Origin of the sequence: Microbulbifer agarilyticus (genome assembly GCF_020171345.1) — a bacterium.
In the GTDB taxonomy this organism is placed as follows: Bacteria; Pseudomonadota; Gammaproteobacteria; order Pseudomonadales; family Cellvibrionaceae; genus Microbulbifer; species Microbulbifer agarilyticus_D.
Map to the genome: position 1 here is coordinate 258,870 of NZ_JAIUZM010000004.1, position 24,089 is coordinate 282,958.

Here is a 24,089-nt window from a genome sequence, read left to right on the forward strand (position 1 = left end):
ACCTTGTTAGAGCCTACCGATCTCGATCCGTGGCGCAGTGCGTGGACCGAAAGGCAGATCCTACCGCAGATGCGGGTTCGGGACACGTTATTAGAGGGCACTTAGACCGCGAAACCTTTTTAGTGAGACCTATTTTGACCCGTCGCACGGGGTGAGGGGTGAATTCTGGGTGGCCAGTTACCGCAAAAGGATGAATAGAAAGTCACATATTCATCGAATGGTCGAAATTTGCATTCTTTTGGTGCGTTAGTGGATTTTTGCGTCCAAAGATGGGTCAACCGTTGTCGTTTATCGGTAAAGTAACTGTGTATAGCACAGTCATTTCACCCACCGCCGTTTTGGGTTGGCTAATTTGTATACATTTTTCAGGCTGTCGCGACTTTTTACTGTTTATTTTGCTTTTCTTGAAAAGTTGGCACACCGGTTGCAGTACCTATTGCATGGGTCGCAAGATCCATGCTCCGGGAATCCATCACGGGTTATGGCAAATGAAATAATGCGTGACTTCCCGTTTTCTCTCATCATCGCTATTTTGGGCCCCGCATTGCGGGGCCTTTTTTTATCCAGCAATAAGTGATTCACTAGCCGTAATCTGGCTGTCATCTACGGCCTTTCCTGGCGATATTAAGCATTCGCGACAATACGGTCACGGTAATACGGTGTCGAAGACGACTCTATCTCAAACCAATGCTGGCGACTTTTTACTTGCTACTCCCAGTGAGTTGGCAAGTTTGGGATCGGAGCAGGCGTTGGCTCAGGTTCAGTATCTGCACGGCCTGCTGCTGAATGTGAATCAGGGCTTCTGGGAGTGGCATCCGGAGACTGGGGCTCAGCGTGCTACCGGCAACGTCTGGCAGCAACTGCATGAAAACCCAGACGTTGCACTTAGCAGCGTATGGAGTGGCGACCTGAGCTTGGTGCACGCGGATGAGCGTGATGCAGTGCGGGCTCTGCGCAACCGTCTGTCACAGCAGGGTGCGTTTGTGGATACGGCATTTCGTGCTTCTTCTCGCGATGGTCAACCGGTGTGGTTACGCCTTTGGGCGCGGGCCTTTACCGATCCCGCGGGCAAACGTTTTTTTCTTGGTGGGTGTACGGATTACAGTGAGCCCTTGGAGGCGCGTGGCCCATCTAACTTTTCTAGTGAACGGTTACAGAATGCGCTCGATGCGGTCGGTGATGGCTTTTGGGAGTGGGATCTGCGTGTTGATGAGGTAGTCCTGAGCGAGGCCTGCTGGCAATTACTCGGCTACCCGCGGCGGCAAACTGATGCGGATGCAAGGGCGGCACTGGCTCGCTGGAAGACGCACATGCTTCCCGAGGATTACCCGGAAGTTAGGCAGGCTATGGAAGATACCGTGCGCGAACGTCTGCCTCTGGATGTGGAGTTTCGTCTCAAGCATCAGGAGGGCCACGTGATCTGGGTGCGTTGCCGCGGCAACCTGCAAACCAGTAGTGGCGGGCAGCCCATTCGGGTACTAGGTACCTTGCAGGACACCTCTGCGGGTAAAAAGAAGCAGTTACATGCGGAGCAAGAATTACTGCGCCTCAAGCAAGAGAGCAAAGATCGGGCGGAGTTGATCTCCAGCCTGGGGCATGAGTTACGCACGCCTCTGAACGCCATATTGGGCTTCAGCCAGATGGTAGAGTTGGATCAGAGCGTTAACCCGGATCAGCGCCTGCGTCTGGCAGAAATTCGCAAGGCCGGGCAACACCTGCTGCACCTGGTCGGCGATGTTTTGGATCTGGCGAGAATTGACAGTAATCGTCTCGCGCCGTCGATCGAACTGGTGCAGCCGGCCAATCTGGTGGCGGATTGCCGCCAACTTCTGGAGCCACTGGCGGAAACGCGCAAGGTGAGCCTAACCTTTGAGCCTTTGGGGTGGGAGCGTGCCTATATCCTTGTAGATCCCGTGCGCTTCAAGCAGGTTGTACTCAATCTGGTTGGTAATGCGATTAAATACAATCGGGAACATGGGCGGGTGGTTATTTCGCTTGCGCCGCAGGCGGAAGGTTGGCTGCGCCTCAGCGTGCTGGATACTGGTTGTGGAATCCCTAAAAGCAAACAGCCTCAGGTTTTTGAACCTTTCAACCGGCTTGGCGCTGAGCAGGGAAAAATTGAAGGTACCGGTGTAGGGTTGGCCATCGCGCGACAATTGACCGAGGCCATGGGTGGGCGTATCGGCTTTGACAGTGAAGAGGGGCAGGGGTCGATATTCTGGATCGACTTTCTGATGAACGACGCTCCCAGTGAAGTACTGCGCATGGCCGCGCGCCCAGACTATGCCAAGGTCTTGCCTCCGTGCCGTCTGCTGTATGTAACGGGGCGCACTGCAAATGCAAACCGGCTCAGGGTAGTGTTGTCGTCAGTGGAACAAGCAGCGGTGCAGGTGTGTAACGATGCGATGAGGGGTATTTTTAGTGCACGGACTTCGCGACCTGACCTGATTCTGGTCGACGATGATTTGCACGGTGTCTCGCTCAAGGATTTTTCCAGTATTCTCCGCGAAGATCCGGCAACCGCCCGCATACCCCTTGTGGGCATTATGGATCAGCCCGCCCACTGTGTGGATTTGAGCATCCCGGTCAACTATGACCTGGCGAGGCTCTCTGAGGCGTTGCTGCGTGTTTTATCTTTCGAGTTTGCGCATCATGGCGGGCAGGGATGAAGTCGTCGACTTAACCAAATAATAAAATACTCTGAGGTCACATTGCTTTGGCAGCAATTTGGCGAGAAAAAAAGAATATGTTGAAAAAGGGAAACCGGGGTTGATGATCGCGCGCGCGCAAATTGAGGGCAGTCAACGAGAGGTGTTCGGGCTGCCGCCGGCGGGTCCGAAGCAGCCAACGTCTGACGGTTTGTGGTCTGGGGCAATTGTGCTTGCGCTGGGCTGCTACGCACTCGCCTATCTGTGTAAACACTATCTTTCGATCAGTGATGGCATTGCCGCTATCTGGCTGGCAGATGCCTTGACGGTCGCGTATTTGTTTCGTTTCACCTACGCGTCATGGCCACTTTTGTTGCTTGCCTCGTTCGCGGGCACGCTTGCGGCCGCAGTTGTCTCGGGGATCGATACGGCAATTGCTCCCCTCTACTCACTTGCTGGCGTGATCGAAGCATGCTTTGCAGCTGCGCTACTGCGGTTTTTCTGTGCAAGGGGCGATTTTTTTGACGGCACAGGCCGCTGGCTGAAATTTATAATGTTTGGCGCTTTGCTGCCGACCTTTGCCGGCGCCGGCTTTGGTGCCTTTGCCGCCTTCCAGTTTGCAGAGTTACCCTTCGTTGATGTCTTTCTCGTCTGGTACCTTGCCGATGTGATCGGTATTAGTGTGTTTTTCCCGATCGTATACTTATCATTAGCGGGAAATGGCATATTTGATTCCAGCCTGCGCATCTTTTCCCGCTTCGTTACGGTTTCTTCTATCACCTTGAGTGGCGTATTCCTGTTACTTTTCGCCTTCCCACACCCTTTTGTATTTATCTCGCTTCCTCTGATTTGGGCGGTTTCCCGGCTGGAAATATTTCAGTCGCTATTGCTGATATTTATCGCCATTGTGGCTCAGCTGTTGGCGTTTTCCGGTCGCCTGCCGTGGCTTCCTGTGGGAGCGAGTGAAGTACAGGATTCGCTGGATCTATTGCCGTTGTACGCGGCTGTATTCCCCGCTTACATCATGGCGGTTGTGTCCCGTGTGGAGCGTCAGCGTGGGCAGAGAATTATTGAAGTCGAGAGTAGCTTTCGTGCGGCGATGGCATCTTCACGCATCGGCATGCTGCTGGTTTCGCTGGATAACCGCATCATCCAGTCCAACCCCAGCTTTTGTCGCTTTATCGGCTTCACCGATGTCGAACTGCGTGGGATGAGTATTCACGAAGTTGTATCGATACCACCGTATGGGATCGGCATTCGCCGGGAAGAGCGAGAGGGCTTTGAACGTCCATTGCTGGATCTGGAATTTGGCTTCGTTCAGGATGCAGAGCTGTGCTTTATCCGCAAAGATGGCAAGCAATTGTGGGGGCACTGGTCGTGTTCGGTAGCTAGGGGAAGTAACAATGAACCCCAGTACGTGGTTGTTCAGATCGAGGATATCGATTGGCGCAAACACAGTGAAGAGCAGCTGGCGCGCGCAGAGGAACGCTGGAAGTTTTCTCTTTCGGTTACCGGCCAAGTGGTTTACGACTGGGATTTGATTACAGGTAAGACCTTTTTCTCCGAGTGGCTGGGCAGCGGCATAGGTATTGAGCCTTCCAGCCTCAAGAGCAGAATTGATTGGCTGCAAAGGTTGGTCGAAGAGGATCGACGGCGGCTGGAAGAGGCTCAGGAAGCCCATATTGATGGCGATGCGGCAGAAATTGATTGTCAATATCGCGTGCGCACGGACTCAGGTGAGCTCCGTTGGATTCACGAAGTTGCGCATATTATGGAGTCGAGCCATGGGGACGAGTCGCTGCGTTTAATCGGTGTGCTGCGGGACATTACCGAAAATAAACAAATGGCGCAGTCGCTGGAAGAGGAAAAGGAGCGTTTACAGGTAACCCTGGACGCGATCGCGGATGCGGTGATCGCAACGGATCAATATCGCAACATTACCTTTATGAATCCTGTAGCGGAGCAGTTGACCGGCTGGAAACTGAATGAAGTACAGGGCAAACACATTGATACTATTTTACGCCTTTCTTGCGGGCGGGGCAGTGAAGAAACTTTAAGTCCCGCGGAAGAGTGCCTAGCCCACAGTCGACCGGTTTTTTCCACAGAAGGCTCCGTGCTCTACCATCGAGACGGCAGTGGTTATGATGTCAAGTGTTCCGCGTCCCCACTGCGTTCCTGCAATGGTGAATTGCTCGGTGCAGTGCTGGTCTTTCAGGATGTAACAGAAACGCGCCAGCTAATTCGCCAACTGCGCTACAAGGCGAGTCACGATCACCTGACCAGCCTGCCTAATCGGGAAGCATTTCGAAGAGATTTGCTGGAGGCAGTGAGCACGGTGCGAAACTCAGATCGTGCCCATGTGCTAGCGTATATGGATTTGGATCGCTTCAAGGTAATCAATGATAGTGCCGGACACCAGGCCGGCGATGCACTGCTAAAAAATGTCGCGCGCTTTCTGCGCAGTCATCTGCGCACGTCAGACCAGGTTGCGCGTCTGGGCGGCGATGAATTTGGCATCCTTTTGCGGGATTGCACCAAGGAGCAGGGCCTTGTCCGCTGCGAGCAGTTGGTGCGGAAGATTATTGCGCTGCGTTTCCCTTGGGGTGGCCGGATTTTCGATGTCGGTGCCAGTGTGGGGGTGACCGAGGTCTCCCATGAAAATAGTCAGGTCGCTGACCTTATGAGTCAGGCGGATGTCGCATGCTATTCGGCGAAGCATAGTGGGCGCGGCGTAGTGATGCTGTACGAGCCCGATCGCAGCGCGGCGGCGGAGCAGCATCGTGAAATTCATATGGCCTCACGTATTCGCACGGCTCTGGATCAAGGGAGTTTTCGTCTGTATGCCCAGCCGATCGCGAACTCAGCCAATCCTTCAGAAATTCACCACTATGAAATTCTGGTGCGCATGCTCGCTAGCAATGGGGATATTATTTTCCCCGGTGCATTTATTCCGGCGGCGGAGCGCTACGGGTTAATGCTGCAAATCGATAGCTGGGTCGCGCAAGAGTTCTTTGGGCGGAAAGCTGCGTTAATTACCGAGAGCGGATTAAAATTTGCGTTGAATCTTTCTGCCGATGCATTGAGTGACAGTGCATTTCAGCAGGCGTTTTTTGACATGTTGCGCGGCTCCTCTGTCGTGCCAAGCCAGTTGGGCGTTGAGATCACCGAAACCGCTATGATCAACCAGATGGAAAGCGCGAGCCAGTTTGTAGCGGAGCTGCGGAGTATGGGCTGCACCATTGCACTGGATGACTTTGGTAATGGCCTCAGTTCTTTCAACTATCTGAAAAACTTCGCGATTGATTACATCAAGATCGACGGCAGTTTCGTGCGGCACGTGGATTCGAACTTCGTTGACCTGATGATTGTAGAGTCGATCAATCAGGTGGCGCATCGCTTGAAGGCAAAGACCATTGCGGAATTTGTGGAAGATCAGGCAACCGTCGACAAACTGGATAAGATTGGCGTAGACCTGGTGCAGGGCTATCACATTGGCAGGCCGGTGCCTCTTGATGAGGTTTTGGATGGTGTGTTGAAGCGCCGTGCTCCGCGTGAGCGAGATCTGGCACCGGCACTCTGAATAGCCGTTTTGAAACAATAAAAGTGAAGCAATAAAAAAGGGCGCATATGCGCCCTTTTTTATTGCTGTTCTTTTGCCGGGGTTGCCCGGCAAGGAGGCAGTTACTGGCGAATTTTACCCAGATGCTTGCCCACAATTTGCAGCAGTGGCTTGAAGGTTTTCGGGGTGGCGCAAACCAGGTTGCCGGAATCCAGGTAGTCGTTGCCACCGCGAAAGTCACTGATCAGGCCGCCAGCTTCTTTGACCAGCAGTGAGCCTGCGGCGATGTCCCAGGTATTCAGGTACATCTCCCAGAAGCCATCGAAGCGACCGGCGGCAACGTAGGCGAGGTCCAGTGCTGCTGCACCTGGACGGCGAATGCCGGCAGTTTGCCCGGCGATTTCTTTCATCGCTGCCAGGTAGGCATCGATGTTGTCCAGTCGCTCGCCGCTGAATGGAATGCCGGTGCCGATCAGTGCGCCGCCCAAACCCTGACGGCTGGATACGCGAATACGGCGGCCGTTCAGGGCCGCGCCGCGGCCGCGGCTTGCGGTAAATTCTTCACGTTTAATCGGGTCTAGAATCACTGCATGCTCAATCTGTCCTTTATAGCGACAGGCGATGGATATCGCGAAGTGCGGCATGCCGTGGATAAAGTTGGTAGTGCCGTCCAGTGGGTCGATGATCCATTCGTACTCCGGCTCGGCCCCCTCGATGACGCCACTTTCTTCGGCGCGGATGCTGTGCTTGGGGTAGGCCTTGCGCAGGTGATAGATGATTTCCTGCTCGCTGGCCTTGTCCACTTCCGTCACGTAATCGTTGCGGCCTTTTTCTTCAAACTTCATCAGGTCGCCGCGCTCCCAGGCGCGTTCGATCAGTTCACCGGCCTTGCGCGCCGCGCGCAGGGCAATATTCAGCATGGGTTCCATAGGGATTCCGCGATCAGTTGTGGATTGTGGTTGGTAAAAAGCGATGCCGGGCTCGCCGGCGGGCGCGATTGTAGGGATTTCCGTACAATTTTGCTACACTCCGCGCCCGTTTTGTAACAGTCAAGTGTAGAGTGGCCAAGCAGCGCCTCGCTACCTGCAAACCAGTTCAGACCCCGGTACCCACCATGGCGATATCTCCCTCGGAAACTTCCACTCAGATGGCTTCTCAGTCAGCGCTTGCCGCACTGGACAACATCCGGGTTGTGCTGGTGAACAGCGCGCATCCGGGCAACATCGGTGGCGCCGCTCGCGCCCTGAAAAACATGGGACTGAGTCAGTTGTATCTGGTGCAGCCGCGGGAATTCCCTGCCGCCAATGCGGTATGGCGGGCTGCCGGCGCATCAGAGCTGCTGGATTCCGCTGTAGTCGTGGAGACGCTGGAGGAAGCGGTCGCAGATTGTGGCCTGGTAGTGGCCACCAGTGCGCGTGAGCGCCGTATACCCTGGCCATTGCTGACCCCGCGTGAATGCGGTGAGCGTGCAGTCGCCGAGGCAAAAACCCACCCGGTGGCACTGGTGTTCGGGCGCGAAGACCGCGGTCTCACCAATGATGAGCTGCAGGCGTGTAACTACCACGTGCACATTCCCTCGAATCCCGAATACAGCTCCCTGAACCTCGCCACAGCGGTGCAGGTACTGGTGTATGAGGCCCGCATGGCTGCGTTGGAAGCTGACAAGGGCGAAGCGCTGCGCTTCACCGACTGGGACCGTCCGCCCGCCCGGGCTCAGGATATGGAGTTGTACTACGAACATCTGGAGTTGGCGCTGGCGGAGCTCGGCTTTATCGACCCGGACAACCCCCGTCAAACCATTACCCGGCTGCGCCGACTGTTCAGTCGCGTGCGTCCGGACGATATGGAGCTCGGCATCCTGCGCGGAATGCTGACCGCAATCCAGAACCATATTCATCGCAGTGGAGGCAAGGGGCGACCTGACTAGCTAGTCGGTGTCGGTCTCGTTACCTTTTCTGCCAAGTGACTGATTGGCGTGGTACCGAGCGCCAAATACCCGAGTGTATTACTCGGCTATATACTTGACTGAAGTAGTCGGTTATTTCATACTCGCGCCCAAATTGATGGTGTGCACCCGTTAAAACGGGGGGCACCGGCGGCCGGCACATGTGAAACCGGTCTTGGAGGAAGGGTCTATGCGTTTGACAACCAAAGGGCGGTATGCGGTCACAGCCATGCTGGATCTGGCGTTGCATGCCGAGCGCGGGCCCATCAGCCTGGCCGATATTTCCAAGCGGCAGGATATTTCCCTGTCTTACCTCGAGCAGCTGTTTTCCCGTCTGCGCCAAGCGGAACTGGTGTGCAGTGTACGGGGCCCGGGCGGCGGTTACCGGCTGGCACGCGCCAGTGCAGAAATCTGCGTGGCGGAGATCATCGACGCGGTAAATGAATCGGTAGATGCCACTAGTTGTGGTGGAAACAGCGACTGCTCCGGTGGCGAGCAGTGCCTGACCCACTACCTGTGGACCGACCTCAGCGAACAGATCCACGGCTTCCTCAATGGGATTAGCCTGGAAGACATGGTTAAGCGCGCAGAAGTGCAGGAAGTGGCCCGTCGACAAGACCGTCGCGGTGAGGCGCTGGGCGATGCCGGCGAGCAGAAAGTGGCGATTATCGGCGGCCTGCAGTAAGGTGCCGGCCCCCCGATCAGGCCAAGCGCCTGATCCAAGATTGTTGAAAGTGTTATTTGCGCATTAATGACAGCAGTAAGGCGTTGGCAGAAGCCAGCGAGTGGAGACAAAAGATTATGAAGCTTCCCATTTATCTGGATTATTCGGCAACTTGTCCGGTAGACCCGCGCGTCGCCAGTAAAATGGCGGAGCAGCTGACGATGGAAGGCAACTTTGGTAACCCGGCCTCCCGCTCCCACCTGTACGGCTGGAAAGCGGAGGAAGCGGTCGAGGAAGCGCGCCGCCAAGTCGCCGAACTGGTTAACGCGGACCCGCGTGAAATCGTGTGGACCAGCGGTGCGACCGAATCTGACAACCTCGCCATCAAGGGTGCTGCGCACTTTTACCAGGGCCGTGGCAAGCACATCATTACCTCTAAGATCGAGCACAAGGCGGTACTGGATACTTGTCGCCAGCTGGAGCGTGAAGGCTTCGAAGTGACTTACCTGAATCCCAAGGAAGACGGCATCGTCTATCCCGAACAGGTGGCGGAAGCCATGCGTGAGGACACCATCCTGGTGAGCCTGATGCACGTAAATAACGAAATCGGTGTGATTAACGACATTGCCGCGATCGGTGAGCTGTGTCGAGAGCGCAAGGTTATTTTCCACGTGGATGCGGCGCAGAGCCCCGGCAAGATTGATATCGACCTGGCGGAAATGAAAGTGGACCTGATGTCCTTCTCCGCCCACAAAATTTACGGCCCCAAGGGTATTGGTGCCCTGTATGTGCGCCGCAAGCCGCGTGTGCGTCTGGAAGCGCAGATGCATGGCGGTGGTCACGAGCGCGGTATGCGTTCCGGTACCCTGCCGACGCATCAGATCGTTGGTATGGGTGAAGCCTTCCGTATCGCCAAAGAAGAAATGGCGGACGAAGCCAAGCGCATACTGGCTCTGCGCGACCGCTTCTGGAGCCAGATCAGCGATATGGAAGAAGTGCATATCAATGGCTCCGCAGAACAGCGTGTGCCCGGCAACCTGAATGTAAGCTTCGCGTTTGTGGAAGGGGAAAGCCTGATCATGTCCCTGAAGGACCTGGCCATTTCCTCCGGCTCTGCATGTACCTCTGCCAGCCTTGAGCCGAGCTATGTATTGCGTGCTCTGGGCGTGAACGATGAGCTGGCGCACAGTTCTCTGCGCTTCAGTTTTGGCCGTTTTACCACGGAACAGGACGTGGATACCGCGGCCAAAGAAGTAAGAAAGGCAGTAGAAAAACTGCGTGAGCTGTCCCCGCTGTGGGATATGTACAAGGATGGCGTTGATCTCAGCACCATCGAATGGGCAGCACACTAACGCACTGGCGCAGTAATTGAGACTTTTTGAGAGGGTATAGTCATGGCCTATAGCGATAAAGTAATTGACCACTATGAACACCCCCGCAATGTTGGTCGTTTGGACGACAAAGCGGACAACGTGGGCACCGGCATGGTCGGCGCCCCCGCTTGTGGTGACGTGATGCGCCTGCAGATTCAGGTGGATGACAATGGCATCATCGAAGACGCCAAATTCAAGACCTACGGCTGCGGCTCCGCCATTGCGTCTAGTTCCCTGCTGACCGAGTGGGTGAAAGGCAAGTCCCTGGATGAGGCGGCACAGATCAAGAACACCGAAATTGCCGAAGAACTGGCACTGCCTCCGGTGAAAATTCACTGCTCCGTTTTGGCGGAAGACGCCATTAAAGCGGCAGTGAAAAATATCCGCGAGAAGCGCGGTGAAGAAGCCGAGCAGGCTGCGGGCTAACTAAGTAACGTAAGTAGCGCCCGCACAATCAGGTTAGGAAGTAAGGAGTAGCACCGATATGGCAATTACCATGACCGAAGCGGCCCAGGCACATGTGGCCAAACAGCTGGCCAGTCGCGGTAAAGGCATCGGCATTCGCGTCGGCGTGAAAACCGCCGGCTGCTCCGGAATGGCGTACGTGCTCGAATTCGTTGACGAAGCGCAGGCGGAAGATCAGGTGTTTGACTCGGGCGATGTAAAGTTGATCGTCGATCCAAAGAGCCTTGCCTACTTGGACGGCACCGAGCTGGATTTCGTCAAGGAGGGGTTGAACGAAGGCTTCGAGTTCAAAAACCCCAATGTGAAAAATGAGTGCGGCTGCGGCGAGAGCTTCCACGTTTAACGTTCAAGCGCAGCAGCAACAGGGCCGGGTGCGCACAAGCATGCCGGCCTTTTTGTTATTGGGCGATGCGCTCTATGATGCTCTCCATTCAGCAGGCGAATTAGCAAAATCCTATGCAGCAGAATCACTTTGAAATTTTTGGTTTGCCGGTTGGTTACCAGGTGGATCGCCAGGCGCTGGCGAAACGCTACCGCGAGTTGCAGCAGGAGTTTCACCCGGATCGCTTCGCCGCGAAATCTGACCGCGAGCAAATGCTGGCCATGCAGTACGCCGCGCAGATCAACGAAGCCAACAATACCCTGAAGGATCCGGTGGCCCGAGCCGCCTATTTGCTGCAGCTGCGCGGTGTGGAGCGGAAGGCGGAGCAGACCACCGCAGATGGCGCCTTTTTGATGCAGCAAATGATGTTGCGTGAGCGTCTCGAAGAAGTGCGCGAAGCCTCCGATCCGCAGGCCGAACTGGAGGAGCTTGGCGCTGAAGCAGCCGCTCTGTTCAGCGCTCAGGAGCAAGCATTTTCGGATGCGCTGGCAGCCAATGCACTGAAAGACGGCGAGAGCGCGCTGTCAAAGCTGCAGTTTCTCGCCAAACTGCAGCGGCAAATCGAAGAGCTCGAAGAAGATTTACTGGATTAGTACAGACCTATGGCATTACTGCAGATTTCCGAACCAGGCCAGACCCCCGAACCCCACCAGCGCAAGCGCGCGGTAGGGATCGATTTGGGCACGACCAATTCGCTGGTGGCAACGGTGCGTAGCGGCACCGCGGAAGCTTTGCCGGCGGAGGATGGCAAAGCCATTCTGCCGTCCGTGGTGCGTTATACCGATAGTGGCATTGAAGTAGGGTACGGCGCGCGCGCCGCTGCAGGTAACGATCCTTATAACACACTGGTGTCCATCAAACGTTTGATGGGGCGCGGTCTCGCGGATATCAAACACTTCGGTGAGCAACTGCCGTATCACTTTGCCGAGGATACCGGCGGTATGCCCGCCATTGAAACCATTTCCGGTGCGGTAAACCCGGTGCAGGTGTCGGCGGAAATCCTCAAAGTGCTGGCGCAACGCGGTGCCGGCTCCCTCGGCGGCGAGCTGGATGGTGCGGTAATCACTGTGCCGGCGTATTTTGACGATGCGCAGCGCCAGGCGACCAAAGATGCGGCCAAGCTGGCGGGCCTGAAAGTGTTGCGCCTGCTGAATGAGCCCACCGCGGCGGCGGTCGCCTACGGTCTGGATAAGACCTCCGATGGTGGCGATGTCACCGACAAAACCATCGCAGTTTACGATTTGGGTGGTGGCACCTTTGATATTTCCATACTGCGCCTGTCGAAGGGGGTCTTCGAGGTGCTCTCCACCGGTGGTGATAGTGCGCTCGGTGGTGATGATTTTGACCGCGTAGTGGCAGAGTGGATCGCCGCAGAGGCGGGGCTCGGCACCGATCTGGATGCGGGCACCCAGCGCAAGTTACTGGATGCCGCGTGCGCGGCAAAAGAGGCGCTGGCTGCAGAAGAGACCGTGGCTGTGGCCTACCAGGGTTGGCGGGGTTCGCTGAGCCGGGACAAGCTCGCGGAACTGTTAGACCCGCTGATTAGCAAAACCCTGCGCGCCTGCAAGCGCGCGCTGCGCGATGCAGGCCTGTCCGCAGAGGATGTCGAAGAGGTCGTATTGGTTGGCGGCTCCACACGCACGCTGCGTGTGCGCGACAAGGTGGAAGCGTTCTTTGCCAGAAAGCCCCACGCCGATATCGACCCGGATAAGGTGGTAGCCATTGGTGCGGCGATTCAGGCGGATGTACTGGTGGGTAACAAGTCCCGCGAAGATCTGCTGTTGCTGGATGTGATTCCGCTTTCCCTGGGTATTGAAACCATGGGTGGGCTCACCGAGAAACTGATTCACCGCAATACCACCATTCCCGTGGCCAAGGCCCAGGAGTTCACCACCTTCAAGGATGGCCAGACTGCGATGGCCATTCACGTGGTGCAGGGTGAACGCGAACTGGTGGCCGACTGTCGTTCGCTGGCGCGTTTCGAACTGCGTGGTATCCCACCCATGGTGGCTGGTGCGGCACATATTCGCGTGACCTACCAGGTGGATGCGGATGGCCTGCTGTCGGTAACCGCGATGGAAAAAAGCAGTGGCGTGCAGGCCGAGATTACCGTCAAGCCTTCCTATGGGCTTGAGGACACCGATATCACGCGTATGCTGCAGGACTCCTACGCCAATGCCGAGGAAGATATTGCGGCGCGTGCACTGCGCGAGGCGCAGGTGGAGGCCGAGCGTACCCTGGAGGCCATGCTTGTTGCCCTGCAGGAAAACGGCGCGGAACTGTTGAGTGAGGCCGAGTTGTCCGAGCTGGAGCAGGCCATGCAGAGCCTGCGGCAGGCGCACAATGAGGGCACTGCGGACGAGATTCGCAGCCAGGTCGAGGCGCTCAACACCCTGTCCGAGCCCTTTGCCGCGCGCCGTATGGATTCCTCCATCAAGCGCGCAATGCAAGGCCACAGCCTGGATGAATTTGATAAGCCCTGAGGGCCATTTGATAAGCCCTGAGGGCGATTTGATAAGCCCTGAGGGCGATTTGACGCGCCCTTTGGGCGGTCATCGAACGAGAGTAATGAAATATGCCGAAAATTGTTTTCCTACCCCACGAAGAGCTGTGCCCGGAGGGCAAGGTTGTCGAGGTAGATCCCGGTATTACCGTATGTGATGCCGCGCTGAAGCACGGTGTCCACATTGAGCACGCCTGTGAGAAGTCCTGCGCGTGTACCACCTGTCATGTCATCGTGCGTGAAGGGTTTGACTCTCTGGAAGAGCCGGACGAGCTGGAAGAGGATCTGCTGGACAAGGCCTGGGGCCTGGAGCCGGAATCTCGCCTATCCTGCCAGGCAGTGGTGGAGCAGGAGGATCTGGTGGTCGAGATTCCCAAGTACACCATCAACCAGGTCTCGGAAAAACACTAAACAGCAGGGAGCGCTGGATTATGAAGTGGACGGACATTCACGATATCGCCATCGAGCTGAGCGATAACCACCCGGATATTGACCCGTTGACGGTCAATTTCGTCGATCTTCGCAAGTGGGTGATGGATCTGCCGGATTTCGACGATGATCCGGAGCGCTGCGGGGAGAAGATCCTGGAGGCCATTCAGGCCGCGTGGATCGAAGAGAACGAGTAGTCAGCCCTACAGTACACACTTCACGCGACTACGCGTATAATCCGCGCTCCGCGATCATTGTTGGTTAATTAATCGACAGTTTGCGAGTTGAGAGAATTCAGGGAAGAGCAACGTCAGTTGCTCTTTTCGTATCTGATCTAAGACAATTTTTTTCAAAACCTAGAAATGGAGAAAACCATGGCCCTGGAACGTACTCTGTCCATCATCAAGCCGGACGCCGTAGCCAAGAACGTAATCGGCGAAATCGAAAGCCGCTTTGAGAAAGCCGGCCTGCGCATTGTTGCCATGAAAATGGTTCAGCTGTCTCAGGAGAAGGCTGAAGGTTTCTACGCAGAGCACAAAGAGCGTCCTTTCTTTAAAGACCTGGTTGAATTCATGACCTCGGGCCCGGTTGTTGTACAGGTTCTGGAAGGCGAAAACGCCATCCTGGCCAACCGCGACCTGATGGGTGCGACCAACCCGAAAGAAGCTGACGCTGGCACCATCCGCGCGGACTTCGCTGACAGCATCGACGCAAACGCTGTTCACGGTTCCGACTCCGCGGCTTCCGCTGAGCGTGAAGTGAACTACTTCTTCGCTGCCGAAGAAATCTGCGCACGCTAATTCAGCACGTGCCTTTGCAGGAGTCTGCAGCAGTGCGGACTCTTGCTACCCCTACAAAGTTTTGCCGTTTTGGCAATTTCCGCACCGCGACCGGTGCAAGGTGAATCCATGACCGCGACTGTTGAAACAGTACAAACCGAAAAAGTGAACCTGCTGGGCCTGTCTGTGGACAAGCTTGCGGACTTTTTTGCCGGTTTGGGCGAAAAGCGTTTCCGCGCGGTGCAGGTATTGAAGTGGATTCACCAGAATGGCGTGGACGATTTCGAGCAGATGACCAATGTCAGCAAGGCCATGCGCGCCAAGCTGTCGGAAATTGCCGAAGTGCGCGCGCCCAAGGTCTTGAAGCAGATGGATTCCGCCGATGGCACCCGCAAGTGGCTGATCGAAGTCAGCGGCGGCAATGTCATCGAGACCGTGTATATCCCGGACGGCGACCGTGGCACCCTGTGTGTGTCTTCGCAGGTGGGCTGCTCCCTGGACTGCAGCTTCTGCGCCACCGGCAAGCAGGGCTTTAACCGAGACCTGACCGCGGCCGAAATTATTGGCCAGGTGTGGATCGCGTGTAAGTCATTTGGCCAGTTACAGCCGAACGGCCCGCGCAAGGTCACCAATGTCGTGATGATGGGTATGGGCGAGCCCCTGCTCAATTTCGACAATGTGGTCGATTCCATGAACCTGATGATGGAAGACAATGCCTACGGCATCTCCAAACGTCGGGTTACCCTGAGCACCTCCGGTGTGGTACCCGCGCTGGACCGCCTGGCGGAAGTCACCGATGTGAGCCTGGCGATCTCCCTGCATGCGCCTAATGACGAACTGCGCAACGAGCTGGTGCCGATAAACAAGAAATACCCCATCGCCATGCTGCTCGATAGCGCCCAGCGCTATATCGAGAATATGCCGGATAACCACCGCAAGATGACCATTGAGTACACCATGATCCGGGAGGTGAACGACCGCCCGGAGCACGCGGAACAGTTGGCCGAGCTGCTGCGTGATGTGCCGGTGAAGATAAATCTGATACCCTTCAATCCGTTTGAGCTGTCCGACTATCAGCGGGTCAGCAATAACGCTTTGCGACGTTTTCAACAGATTTTGTTGGACAAAGGCTATACCGTAACCGTGCGTACCACCCGTGGCGATGATATCGATGCGGCTTGTGGTCAGCTGGCCGGCCAAGTAAACGACCGTACCCGCCGCTCCGAGCGCTATCGCAACGCCGAGCGTCCAGTACGGATTGTTGGCCAGGCCTAACCGCCTCGATTGCTGCCAAGCATCGCCGAATGGAGTTGGCGTGTGGGGTTGTACGCACCCGATAACTATAAGGTGAGGCTAGTGTTAGCAAGAAATTCCAAGTCGGCGCTGCTCGCCGGGTTGTTCATTACCCTTCTGTTGGGGGGCTGTGTCAGCACCGGCCCGGGCGGCAAGTCCATTGATCTCGACAAGGCCCGTGAGACCCACATTCAGTTGGGGCTGCGCTATCTGCAAAGTGGCAGTGATAACCGGGAAATGGCCCGTCATCACTTCCAGGAAGCGCTCAAGCTGGGTAAGAAAGACCCCCGTGCCCACCATGGCCTCGCGCTGCTGTATCAGGCAGACGGCGAGCTGAACGTGGCCGAATCCCACTTCAAGAAAGCCCTGCGTTTTGACCGTAAGTTCTCCATGGCGCGGGTCAACTACGGGGTGTTTCTGTATCAACAGGAGCGCTATCGTGAAGCGAAAGCCCAGTTCCTCACCGCTTCTGAAGATCTCTCCTATAACCGCCGTTCATTTGCACTGGCCAACCTGGGCCGCGCTGAGCTGCGACTGAACGAGCTGGATGGTGCCGAGCGCGCCTTCACCAAGGCGCTGGCCCTGAGCCCCGGGCTGCCGGTGGCGTTGCTGGAGCTGGCCGAACTCAAGTTTCAAAAGCAGGACTACGCCGAAGCCAAGCAGTATCTGGATCGTTACACCGAAAAAAGCCGGCAGGTACCCCAATCCCTGTGGTTGGGTATCCGTATCGAGAAGATTTTCGGTAACCGGGACAAAGAGCGAAGCTATGCCCTGGCTCTGAAAAACCTGTTTCCCTATTCAGCGGAAACGCTGAAATACCAGGAGATGAAGGCCGAAAATGAGCAGTAATGATTCCGTCGTAGGCTCTGCCGAGCACGCCGCCGAGCAGGTCTCCCCCATTTCGGTAGGCAGTCAACTACGCGCTGCCCGCGAGCAGGCCGGGCTGGAAGTTCAAGAGCTGGCTAGTCGCCTGTGCATGTCGACCGAAAAGCTCAAAATTCTGGAGCGGGACGAATTTGATCGTCTGGCCGGCGCCCTCTATGTGCGCGGGTACATCCGCAATGCCTGTAAAGAGCTGGGTCTCGATGCAGAGCCCTTGCTGGATGTGTACGCTCAGCAATCGCCCGACGATTCCACGCCCCATATCCCGGAAATGCCGCGCGGTATGAAGGTGGAGGGCGCAGGTGCCGCAGGCGGTGACTCGTCGTTTCGCCCGCTGATGCTGGTGCTGGCGATTGCCGCTGCCGGTGGTTACTGGTGGTTTGGCCTACAGGGCGGAGCCCCGGTCACAAGTGTCGACCCGGCGCTTGCCGAGGCGTCTCAGGGTGCTGAGTCGGCGCCAAAAACGCCGATTGCCATGGCAGATGGCGTGATTGAGTCTGGAGTGGACGCGATTGAGCCTGTTGTGGCCTCTGCTGATATCGAGGCTGGCGCGGCAGAAGCCGAGACGGTCGCGGAAGTGGCAGAAGATGCGCAATCAGCTCCTGCGCCGGTGTTAGTCACAGAGCCGACCGAATCCGGCGCGCCCCGGGAGCTGGCTGCCTCGCCAGAGCCGGAAGCCGTACCCGAGCCGGAGGTCGCAGCGGTTTCCGTTGAGCCCGTAGCAGAAGCAGGGGTGACCCTGGCGGAGGCCATCTCCGATGCCGCATTATCCCTGAGCTTCAGCGAAGAGGCCTGGATTGAAGTGGTCGATGCGACGGGCAACAAGCTATTGTCCCGCCTGCAGCCCGCTGGTACCACGGTTGAGTTGACCGGCGAGGCGCCGTTTAACGTAATGCTGGGCAATGCGGCCGCGACCACCGTCAGCTATGCCGGCGAGGTGGTGGACAGCTCGCCGCTGGGGACGCGCCGTACCCGCAAACTGATTGTGGGCGGCTAGCGCCCCTGTTTGAGCTTCTTATTCTCTTTGCGAAGGGCGCAACCTCTGTAGGTTTGCGCCCAATCTATCTATAATCCTCCCGTTTTTCCGTCCCCGCTCAACACCAACGCAGGTTCTGTTATGCAGTTCGAGTCACCCATAGTTCGTCGCGTGTCACGCCAGATCATGGTGGGCAATGTGCCGGTCGGCGGTGGTGCGCCCATTTCCGTCCAGAGCATGACAAATACGGAAACCTGCGATGTAGCTGCCACTGTGGATCAGATCCAGCGGCTGGAAAACGCCGGTGCGGATATCGTGCGGGTGTCTGTGCCCTCCATGGACGCCGCAGAGGCGTTTGGCGAGATCAAGAAGCAGGTGGCCGTACCGCTGGTTGCGGACATTCACTTCGACTACCGCATCGCACTGCGCGTGGCGGACCTGGGAGTGGACTGCCTGCGTATTAATCCGGGCAATATTGGCCGCGAAAAGCGCATTCGCGCAGTGGTCGACAAGGCGCGGGACATGAATATCCCGATTCGTATCGGCGTTAACGCGGGCTCTCTGGAAAAAGACTTGCAGAAAAAATACGGTGAACCCACGCCGGATGCGCTGGTCGAATCCGCGCTGCGCCATGTGGATATTCTCGACAGCCTGAACTTTCAGGACTTTAAGGTCAGCGTAAAGGCGTCGGATATTTTTATGGCCACCGCCGCCTACCGCAAGCTGGCGACCCAGATTGAGCAGCCGCTGCACCTCGGTATTACCGAAGCGGGCGGGCTGCGCGCGGGTACCGTGAAATCGGCCATCGGCCTCGGCGCGCTGTTGCTGGACGGCATTGGCGATACCCTGCGTGTATCCCTCGCCGCAGACCCGGTGGAAGAGGTGAAAGTGGGCTGGGACCTGCTCAAGAGCCTGCGCCTGCGTACCAAGGGCATCAACTTTATTGCATGCCCCAGCTGTTCTCGCCAGAACTTCGACGTGGTGAAAACCATGAACGAGCTGGAGACCCGTCTGGAAGATATCACCACGCCGCTGGATGTAGCGGTCATCGGCTGTATCGTCAACGGCCCGGGTGAAGCAAAAGAGGCGGATATCGGCCTGGCGGGTGGCACACCCAGCCACGCGATTTATGTGGACGGGCAGCCGGACCGCAAATTCAAGAATGACAATCTGGTGGAAGACCTGGAGCAACTGATCCGCGAAAAGGCTGCGGCCAAGGCGGAGCAGGAGGCGAACATCATCGCCAAGGAAACCACCGAATAATATTGGGTGCCGGCGGATGCCGGCATCGCGTACGAACTGTATTTAAGGACTACCGTTGAAACAACTTCGCGCCATCCGCGGCATGAACGACTTGCTGCCCACCCAGTCCCCGGTGTGGCAATACGTGGAAAGCACCCTCAGCGAACTCTTCGCACGCTACGGATACAGTGAGATCCGTACCCCGTTGCTGGAAGCGACGCAACTGTTTGCCCGCGCCGTCGGCGAGGCCACCGATATCGTCGAAAAGGAAATGTACACCTTCGACGACAAGAGCGGTGACAGTGTCACCCTGCGCCCGGAAGGTACCGCGGGCACCGTGCGTGCGGCCATCCAGAACAACCTGCTTATCCAGCCCCAGCGCCTCTGGTACTTCGGCCCCATGTTCCGCTACGAGCGCCCGCAGAAAGGCCGCTTGCGCCAGTTTCACCAGTTCGGGGTGGAAGTGTTTGGCATTGAAGGTCCGGATATCGACGCCGAGATCCTGATGATGACCGCGCGTTTGTGGAAACAGCTGGGGGTTTCCGAGCATGTATCCCTGCAGCTGAACTCCCTCGGCAACAGCGAAAGCCGCGCCGCATACCGCGACGCGCTGGTGGAGTACCTGTCTGCGCGCAAAGACCAGCTGGATGAAGACAGCCAGCGCCGTCTTGAGCGCAACCCACTGCGCATTCTCGACAGCAAGAACCCGGATACCCAGGCGCTGCTGACCGATGCGCCCTGCCTGCTCGACTTCCTCGACGACGAGTCGCGCACCCATTTTGAGCAGCTGCGCGCCTTCCTCGACGCGGCTGGCGTTACCTATGAAGTAAACCCGCGCCTGGTGCGCGGCCTCGACTACTATGGCAAAACGGTTTTCGAGTGGGTAACCGACAGTCTTGGTGCCCAGGGTACCGTGTGTGCCGGCGGTCGCTACGATGGCCTGGTAGAGCAGATGGGCGGCAAGCCCACGCCTGCGGTGGGTTTCGGCCTCGGCGTTGAGCGCCTGGTGCTACTGTTGGAGACCCTGGAAGTGCTGCCCGACACCCTGGATCAGCAGGTTGACGCCTATCTGGTTGCCGTGGGTGATGTACAATCAGCCGCTTTGGCCGCGGCCGAGCAGCTGCGCAGTGATTTGCCGTGGCTGCGCCTGCAGACGCACTGCGGTGGTGGCAGCTTCAAGAGCCAGATGAAGAAGGCCGACAAGAGCAATGCGGATTACGCATTGATCATCGGCGAAGATGAAGCGGCGGCGGGGCAAATTACCGTTAAGTCCCTGCGCGCAGATGTCGAGCAGCAGACCGTGGCGGTTGCTGAACTGGCAAAAATTTTACAAGGCTAAATTGCACTGCTGAGGCGAAAGCCGTCTCAGCGCGCGAACAGCATCTCAAAGAATTGGTATTGGGAATAAGGCAAATAACAAATGGCAGACCATCTGACAGAAGAAGAACAAATTGAATCCATCAAGCGCTGGTGGAAAGAAAATGGCACTGGCATTGTCACCGGTGTGGTACTGGCGCTTTCTGCTTATTTTGGCTGGCAGTGGTGGCAGGGTAAGGAGCGCGGCGATGCCGAGGCAGCTTCCAACCTGTACCAGAGCTTTGTTGCTGCGGTTTCAGCCAACGAAGGCAACCCGGATAACAAGCAGCTGACCACGGCCCAGTCCCTGGCCCGTGAGCTGAAAGACGACTTTGGCAAGCGTATCTACGCCACTCAGGCGTCCCTCGAGCTGGCCGCACTCGCCGCCGAATCCAACGACCTGGAAGAGGCTGCCAAGCAGCTGCAGTGGGCGCTGGATAACACCGGAGACGACGCGCTGAAATTTGTCGCCCAGCGCCGCCTGGCTGCGGTCAAAGCCGCGCGCGGCGAAACCGGCGAAGCGCTGAAGTTGCTCGAAGGCGATGTCCCCGCGGCATTTGCCGGGCTCTATGCAGAAACCCGCGGCGACATCCTCGTGCAGCAGGGTGACAAAGACGCCGCCCGCGCCGCCTATCAGGAAGCCCGCGCACTATTACTACCGGAGCAAGCTGCAGGCTCCCGCCTGTTGGACCTGAAAATCGAAAGTTTGGGCGATGCGCCTACATCCGATGAAACTCCGGAAGGCGAAGCGGTGTCTGAGCCCGGTAATGAAACCGAAGCAGACGAAGCCGACAAGGAGAGCACCCCGCAATGATAGGCACGCACACCGGTAACCGCTTCGCGGCGGGCAAGGCACTCAACCGAATTCTTGCCGTGGCCCTGGCCGCGGTCATCAGTGCCTGTGCTTCCAATGAAGAAAAGGAAGACACGGACCCTGTCGAGCTGACTGAAATTCAGGAGAGCGTGCGGCTGACCGAAGTGTGGTCCACCAATATCGGTGATATTGATGCGCTGCGCTACGCCATGCTGACCCCTGGCCTGATTGACGGAAAAATTATTGCCGCCAACAGCGACGGCGATGTGGTCGCGCTGGATCGCAGTACCGGCAAGCGCGTGTGGAAAACGGATATCGAGCGCTCCATCAGCGGCGGCGTTGGCGTTGGCCTGGGCATCGCAGTGGTGGCGGACTTCCGCGGTCGCGTGGTGGCACTGGATTTGAATACCGGTGAGCAGCGCTGGGATACCCAGCTCAGTGGTGAGGTTGTTTCTACCCCTGCGGTTGGCGCGGGTATGGTGGTGGTGCAGACCGTCGACGGTAAGCTGCTCGGCCTCAATGCGGAGACCGGTGAACAGACCTGGCGCCATAACACCACTTTGCCGGTTTTGACCCTGCGCGGTACCGCGAGCCCGGTTATTTCTGGTGGTGTTGTATTCGCCGGTTTGGACAACGGCAAGCTGGTTGCCCTGAGTGCTACCGATGGTATTACCCGCTGGGAACAGCGCGTTGCCATTCCGCAGGGTACTGCGGAGCTGGAGCGGGTAGTGGATATTGACGGTGCGCCTCTGGTGCGCGGTGAATTGGTATTCGCCGCCAGCTATCAGGGACGTGTGGTTGCGCTGTCCCGCGAAGATGGCCGCGGCCTGTGGGCGCGCGATGCCTCCACTAACCACGGTGTTGCCGTGGGTGCCGGCCAGGTGTACCTGAGTGACGCCGACGGCAGTGTCCACGCCTACAATGTAGGTAATGGCCAGATTCAGTGGACCAACAGTGAATTACTGCGCCGCCAGCTTGGTGGCCCGGCTTACTTTGTCGATGTGGTTGTGGTGGGTGACCTGGACGGCTATCTGCACGCGCTGGATCCGACCACCGGTCGCTTTGTGGGCCGTACCCGCATTGACCGCGATCCGATCCGCATCCCGCTGCTGGCGGATGGCGATCTGCTGTTCGCGCTGTCCGATGACGGTGAGCTGGTGGCTCTGCGCCTGGAGCGCTGAGACAGCAGAGCAAGCGCCGACAATGCTGCCCTGGGTTTGCGCCAGGGGTAAGCAAAACCGCTCTGGTTTAACTATCGCCCGCAGTATGCGGGCGTTTGTATTTATGGTCTGGCCCAGTTGAGGGGCCAGTTTTTGAGTATATTCAATTTATGTTGCCTGTAATCGCCCTGGTTGGGCGCCCCAATGTGGGTAAATCCACCCTGTTCAATCGCCTGACCAAGAGCCGTGACGCCCTTGTGGCTAACTACGCCGGCCTGACTCGCGACCGTAAATATGGCGAGGCAGAATTCGAGGGCCACAAGATGATCCTGGTGGATACCGGGGGCATCAGTGGCGGCGAAGAGGGTATCGATGCGGCCATGGCCCAGCAGTCCATGCAGGCGATCGAAGAGGCGGACTTTGTCCTGTTTCTGGTGGATTGCCGTGCGGGCCTGACTCCGGCGGATGAAATGATCGCCGAGCGCCTGCGCACCCGCTCCAAACCCACCATTCTGGTGGCTAACAAGGTCGACGGGGTGAACCCGGATATTGCCCTGGCACCCTTTTACGAGCTGGGTATTGGGGAGCTGTTCCCGACCACCGCCACGCACGGCCGCGGCGTTCGCTCGCTGATGGAACGCCTGGTTGGCGACTTCCCGGAAGCGGGCGAAGAAGAGGTGGCGGATGAGGCCAGCGGTATCAAAATTGGTATTGTCGGCCGCCCGAATGTGGGTAAGTCCACCCTGGTGAACCGCCTGCTGGGTGAAGACCGCGTGGTGGTGTTCGACCAGCCCGGTACTACGCGCGACAGTGTGTATATCAATTACGAGCGCGACGAAAAGCCTTACACCATTATCGATACCGCGGGTATTCGCCGGCGTAAGAACGTCAAGGAATCGGTGGAGAAGTTCTCCATCGTCAAAACCCTGCAGGCGGTGGAAGACGCCAATGTGGTGGTGCTGGTAATCGACGCCAGTGAAGGCCTGGTGGACCAGGACCTGCACCTTATGGGTACCGTGATCCAGTCTGGCCGCGCGCTGGTTGTGGCGCTGAACAAATGGGATGGTCTGGACCCGGATCACCGCGACTTCGTGAAAACCGAACTGGAACGGCGTCTGCGTTTTGTGGAATTTGCCGATATCCACTTTATTTCTGCCCTGCACGGCACCGGCGTCGGTAACCTGTACGAGTCTATCGAGGCCGCTTATCAGTCGGCTACCGACAAGCTCTCCACCAACCACCTGACGCGTATCCTGCAATGGGCGGTAAGTGAGCACCAGCCTCCGCTGGTGAATGGTCACCGTATCAAGCTGCGCTATGCACACGCAGGTGGGCAGAATCCGCCGGTAATTGTGATTCATGGTAACCAGACCAGTCAGGTGCCGAATCACTATGTGCGTTACCTGGAAAAGACTTTCCGCAAGGCGTTGGACCTGCACGGTACCCCGGTGAAAATTGAATTCCGCACCAGCGATAACCCATTCGCGGGTAAGAAAAACAAGCTCAGCGATCGCCAGAAGGCGAAGAAACGTCGCCTGATGAAGTTTGTGAAGAAAAAGAAAAAGTAACTGAATTGGCTGGGCGGCACATTACACATGCCGCCCTTTTACTGTCGGCTA

General features: G+C 57.2%; 21 protein-coding genes. 20 read left to right on the forward strand and 1 reads right to left on the reverse strand.

What is annotated here, in order from left to right; translation table 11 throughout:
* Positions 1 to 659: 659 nt before the first annotated feature.
* Together LCM31_RS13935 and LCM31_RS13940 are read left to right on the forward strand one after the other, a co-directional pair.
* Positions 660 to 2,669: a hybrid sensor histidine kinase/response regulator gene (locus tag LCM31_RS13935; RefSeq protein ID WP_224871051.1), complete on the forward strand. Its 2,010-nt coding sequence runs from the start codon at positions 660 to 662 to the stop codon at positions 2,667 to 2,669.
* Positions 2,670 to 2,772: 103 nt separating this feature from the next.
* Entirely contained in the window at positions 2,773 to 6,228 is a 3,456-nt protein-coding gene (locus LCM31_RS13940; RefSeq protein ID WP_224871365.1) for an EAL domain-containing protein, read from the forward strand.
* A 101-nt stretch (positions 6,229 to 6,329) separates the two neighbouring features.
* Here the strand turns inward: LCM31_RS13940 and LCM31_RS13945 are convergent, their stop codons facing one another.
* Positions 6,330 to 7,136, reverse strand: a complete 807-nt coding sequence (locus LCM31_RS13945) for an inositol monophosphatase family protein (protein WP_224871053.1) — start codon at positions 7,134 to 7,136, stop codon at positions 6,330 to 6,332.
* Between the two features lie 218 nt (positions 7,137 to 7,354).
* Between LCM31_RS13945 and trmJ the strand changes: the two genes are divergently transcribed.
* The 18 genes from trmJ to der all read left to right on the forward strand — a co-directional run bounded on the left by trmJ (position 7,355) and on the right by der (position 24,038).
* Positions 7,355 to 8,134, forward strand: coding sequence for a tRNA (cytosine(32)/uridine(32)-2'-O)-methyltransferase TrmJ (gene trmJ / locus LCM31_RS13950; RefSeq protein ID WP_224871367.1), 780 nt, complete (start codon positions 7,355 to 7,357; stop codon positions 8,132 to 8,134).
* A gap of 208 nt (positions 8,135 to 8,342) precedes the next feature.
* Positions 8,343 to 8,837 carry a Fe-S cluster assembly transcriptional regulator IscR gene (iscR, locus tag LCM31_RS13955; protein ID WP_222231936.1) on the forward strand — a complete coding sequence of 165 codons (495 nt, stop codon included), beginning with the start codon at positions 8,343 to 8,345 and terminating at the stop codon, positions 8,835 to 8,837.
* Positions 8,838 to 8,953: 116 nt separating this feature from the next.
* Positions 8,954 to 10,168: an IscS subfamily cysteine desulfurase gene (locus LCM31_RS13960; protein ID WP_222250248.1), complete on the forward strand. Its 1,215-nt coding sequence runs from the start codon at positions 8,954 to 8,956 to the stop codon at positions 10,166 to 10,168.
* Positions 10,169 to 10,210: 42 nt separating this feature from the next.
* On the forward strand, positions 10,211 to 10,615 hold the full coding sequence (gene iscU, locus LCM31_RS13965) for a Fe-S cluster assembly scaffold IscU (protein ID WP_010132561.1): 405 nt from the start codon (positions 10,211 to 10,213) through the stop codon (positions 10,613 to 10,615).
* Between the two features lie 58 nt (positions 10,616 to 10,673).
* The gene (iscA, locus tag LCM31_RS13970; protein WP_224871055.1) at positions 10,674 to 10,997 is read left to right on the forward strand and encodes an iron-sulfur cluster assembly protein IscA; all 324 of its coding nucleotides are present in this window, start codon (positions 10,674 to 10,676) and stop codon (positions 10,995 to 10,997) included.
* 113 nt (positions 10,998 to 11,110) lie between these two features.
* On the forward strand, positions 11,111 to 11,629 hold the full coding sequence (gene hscB / locus LCM31_RS13975) for a Fe-S protein assembly co-chaperone HscB (protein ID WP_224871057.1): 519 nt from the start codon (positions 11,111 to 11,113) through the stop codon (positions 11,627 to 11,629).
* Positions 11,630 to 11,638: 9 nt separating this feature from the next.
* Positions 11,639 to 13,519: a Fe-S protein assembly chaperone HscA gene (hscA, locus tag LCM31_RS13980; protein ID WP_224871059.1), complete on the forward strand. Its 1,881-nt coding sequence runs from the start codon at positions 11,639 to 11,641 to the stop codon at positions 13,517 to 13,519.
* 92 nt (positions 13,520 to 13,611) lie between these two features.
* A complete protein-coding gene (fdx, locus tag LCM31_RS13985; RefSeq protein WP_010132565.1) occupies positions 13,612 to 13,950 on the forward strand; it encodes an ISC system 2Fe-2S type ferredoxin in 339 nt (112 codons plus the stop codon).
* A 20-nt stretch (positions 13,951 to 13,970) separates the two neighbouring features.
* Complete coding sequence (iscX, locus tag LCM31_RS13990) at positions 13,971 to 14,165, forward strand: Fe-S cluster assembly protein IscX (protein WP_224871061.1); 195 nt, start codon at positions 13,971 to 13,973, stop codon at positions 14,163 to 14,165.
* 177 nt (positions 14,166 to 14,342) lie between these two features.
* Positions 14,343 to 14,768: a nucleoside-diphosphate kinase gene (gene ndk, locus LCM31_RS13995; protein ID WP_077405813.1), complete on the forward strand. Its 426-nt coding sequence runs from the start codon at positions 14,343 to 14,345 to the stop codon at positions 14,766 to 14,768.
* A 108-nt stretch (positions 14,769 to 14,876) separates the two neighbouring features.
* Entirely contained in the window at positions 14,877 to 16,022 is a 1,146-nt protein-coding gene (gene rlmN / locus LCM31_RS14000) for a 23S rRNA (adenine(2503)-C(2))-methyltransferase RlmN (RefSeq protein WP_222231924.1), read from the forward strand.
* A gap of 81 nt (positions 16,023 to 16,103) precedes the next feature.
* Entirely contained in the window at positions 16,104 to 16,889 is a 786-nt protein-coding gene (gene pilW, locus LCM31_RS14005; protein ID WP_224871063.1) for a type IV pilus biogenesis/stability protein PilW, read from the forward strand.
* Positions 16,879 to 17,919 (forward strand): RodZ domain-containing protein, encoded by a 1,041-nt coding sequence (locus tag LCM31_RS14010; RefSeq protein ID WP_224871065.1) that lies wholly within the window; start codon positions 16,879 to 16,881, stop codon positions 17,917 to 17,919. The genes pilW and LCM31_RS14010 overlap by 11 nt, the downstream gene beginning before the upstream one ends.
* Positions 17,920 to 18,039: 120 nt before the next feature.
* Positions 18,040 to 19,161 (forward strand): flavodoxin-dependent (E)-4-hydroxy-3-methylbut-2-enyl-diphosphate synthase, encoded by a 1,122-nt coding sequence (gene ispG, locus LCM31_RS14015; RefSeq protein ID WP_224871068.1) that lies wholly within the window; start codon positions 18,040 to 18,042, stop codon positions 19,159 to 19,161.
* A gap of 55 nt (positions 19,162 to 19,216) precedes the next feature.
* Positions 19,217 to 20,479 carry a histidine--tRNA ligase gene (gene hisS, locus LCM31_RS14020; protein ID WP_222250261.1) on the forward strand — a complete coding sequence of 421 codons (1,263 nt, stop codon included), beginning with the start codon at positions 19,217 to 19,219 and terminating at the stop codon, positions 20,477 to 20,479.
* 81 nt (positions 20,480 to 20,560) lie between these two features.
* Positions 20,561 to 21,310 (forward strand): YfgM family protein, encoded by a 750-nt coding sequence (locus tag LCM31_RS14025; RefSeq protein ID WP_224871070.1) that lies wholly within the window; start codon positions 20,561 to 20,563, stop codon positions 21,308 to 21,310.
* Complete coding sequence (gene bamB, locus LCM31_RS14030) at positions 21,307 to 22,491, forward strand: outer membrane protein assembly factor BamB (RefSeq protein ID WP_222231912.1); 1,185 nt, start codon at positions 21,307 to 21,309, stop codon at positions 22,489 to 22,491. Before LCM31_RS14025 ends, bamB begins: the two co-directional genes overlap by 4 nt.
* 149 nt (positions 22,492 to 22,640) lie before the next feature.
* Complete coding sequence (gene der / locus LCM31_RS14035; protein ID WP_224871072.1) at positions 22,641 to 24,038, forward strand: ribosome biogenesis GTPase Der; 1,398 nt, start codon at positions 22,641 to 22,643, stop codon at positions 24,036 to 24,038.
* The last annotated feature ends 51 nt before the right edge of the window (positions 24,039 to 24,089 follow it).